General features: G+C 38.7%; 2 protein-coding genes. Both read left to right on the forward strand.

Translation table 11 applies throughout. From position 1 onward, the window contains the following. The first annotated feature begins 2 nt into the window (after positions 1-2). Positions 3-665: a fructose-6-phosphate aldolase gene (gene fsa / locus V7112_RS23340; RefSeq protein ID WP_335424304.1), complete on the forward strand. Its 663-nt coding sequence runs from the start codon at positions 3-5 to the stop codon at positions 663-665. Positions 666-741: 76 nt separating this feature from the next. Then, the gene (locus tag V7112_RS23345; protein WP_335424307.1) at positions 742-2,079 is read left to right on the forward strand and encodes a glucose-6-phosphate isomerase; all 1,338 of its coding nucleotides are present in this window, start codon (positions 742-744) and stop codon (positions 2,077-2,079) included. Positions 2,080-2,129: the final 50 nt, after the last annotated feature.

The raw sequence follows: 2,129 nt of genomic DNA on the forward strand, positions 1-2,129 counted from the left end.
AAATGAAATTTTTTATCGATACAGCTAACCTAGATGATATTAAAAAAGCGTATAAAATGGGTGTACTATCTGGTGTAACAACGAACCCATCACTTGTTGTAAAAGAAGGCGTTAAATTCGAAGACCGCATCGCTGAAATCCTTCAAGCTGTGCCAGAAGTAGAAAGTGTATCTGCTGAAGTATCTCCAAGCGCTGAAACAGCTGAAGAGATGATCGCTGAAGCAGAAGAGCTTCTAAAAATTAACGGTGGCGACAAAAACATCACAATCAAAGTTCCAATGACTGTAGCTGGATTAGAAGCTACTCGCTACTTATCTAAAAAAGGCGTTAAAACAAACGTTACGTTAATCTTCACAATGAACCAAGCTCTATTAGCAGCTCGTGCTGGTGCAACTTATGTATCACCATTCTTAGGTCGTCTTGACGACATCTCTGAAGACGGTGTACAACTTGTAGCTAAAATCGCTGAGCTATTCCGTGTTCACAACTTAAATGCTCAAATTATCGCTGCATCTGTAAGACACCCAGACCACGTTACTCGCGTAGCATTGGCTGGAGCTCATATTTCAACTATTCCATACTCTGTAATTGAGCAGCTTACTAAGCACCCACTTACAGATCAAGGACTTGAAAAATTTGCTGCTGATTGGAAATCTGCACTGTAAATAATAGAAAGGAAGGTCTGCATGTATTGTAGTCCTTCAATACAAATACATCTTGGAAAGAATAGGAGAAATAAAAATGTCTATTACTTTTGATTATTCGAACGCACTATCATTTATGCAGGAGCATGAAGTTGAATATTTAAGTGAATTTGTAAAGGTAGCACATGATATGCTTCACGAGAAAAGAGGACCAGGTTCTGACTATCTTGGATGGGTTGAGCTACCTCATAACTTCGACAAAGAAGAATTTGCTAGAATCAAAGCAGCTGCTGAGAGAATTCGTAGCAATTCAGATGCTTTAGTCGTTATCGGGATTGGTGGTTCATACCTTGGTGCAAGAGCAGCGATTGATGCTCTATCACATACATTCCATAACCAAATGAATGACAAAACGCAAGTTTATTACGTTGGACAAAATATCAGTGCCACATATGTCTCACATTTATTTGATGTACTTAAGGACAAAGATATTTCAGTGAACGTTATTTCAAAATCAGGTACAACAACAGAGCCTGCGATTGCTTTTCGTATCTTCCGAGAGTATATGGAGAAAAAGTACGGAAAAGAAGAGGCTAGAAAACGTATTTACGCTACAACAGATCGTGCAAAAGGTGCTTTAAAAACTCTTGCTGATGAAGAAGGGTATGAAACCTTTGTTATCCCTGATGATGTTGGCGGCCGTTATTCCGTTTTAACAGCGGTAGGGTTATTACCGATTGCTACTGCAGGACTAGATATTGATAAAATGATGGCTGGTGCTGCAGCTGCTGCTGATAAATATAGTAATCCTAGCCTTGCAGAAAACCAAAGCTATCAGTATGCAGCAGTTCGAAATGCGCTGTATCGAAAAGGAAAATCCATTGAACTGTTAGTTAACTTTGAACCATCTCTACATTATGTTTCTGAATGGTGGAAACAATTATTTGGCGAGAGTGAAGGAAAAGACCAAAAAGGACTTTATCCAGCTTCTGTTGACTTCTCAACTGACCTTCATTCAATGGGGCAATATGTTCAAGAAGGGCGCAGGGACCTAATTGAAACAGTTGTAACTGTAAAAGAACCTAAGCTTGATATTACGATTGGTGAGGAAGCATCTAATCTAGATGGTTTAAATTATCTAGCTGGAAAGACGATGGACTATGTGAATAAAAATGCAGCACAGGGTACGGTGTTAGCCCATGTAGACGGAGGGGTTCCTAACCTATCTGTAGAGCTTGACAGACTAGACGAATTTACATTTGGAGAGATGGTTTACTTTTTCGAAAAGGCTTGTGGAGTTAGTGGTTTATTAATGGGTGTAAATCCATTTGATCAGCCTGGAGTAGAAGCATATAAAAAGAATATGTTTGCGTTATTAGGTAAACCTGGCTATGAAAAAGAAAGAGCTGAATTGTTAGAGCGTATTTCTAAGTAAGTAGATTATATAGGAAGAGGATACTATAATATATTATGGTACCTATAGAT

The sequence above is a fragment of the Bacillus sp. JJ1566 genome (assembly GCF_036962685.1).
Taxonomy (GTDB): domain Bacteria; phylum Bacillota; class Bacilli; order Bacillales; family Bacillaceae_L; genus Ferdinandcohnia.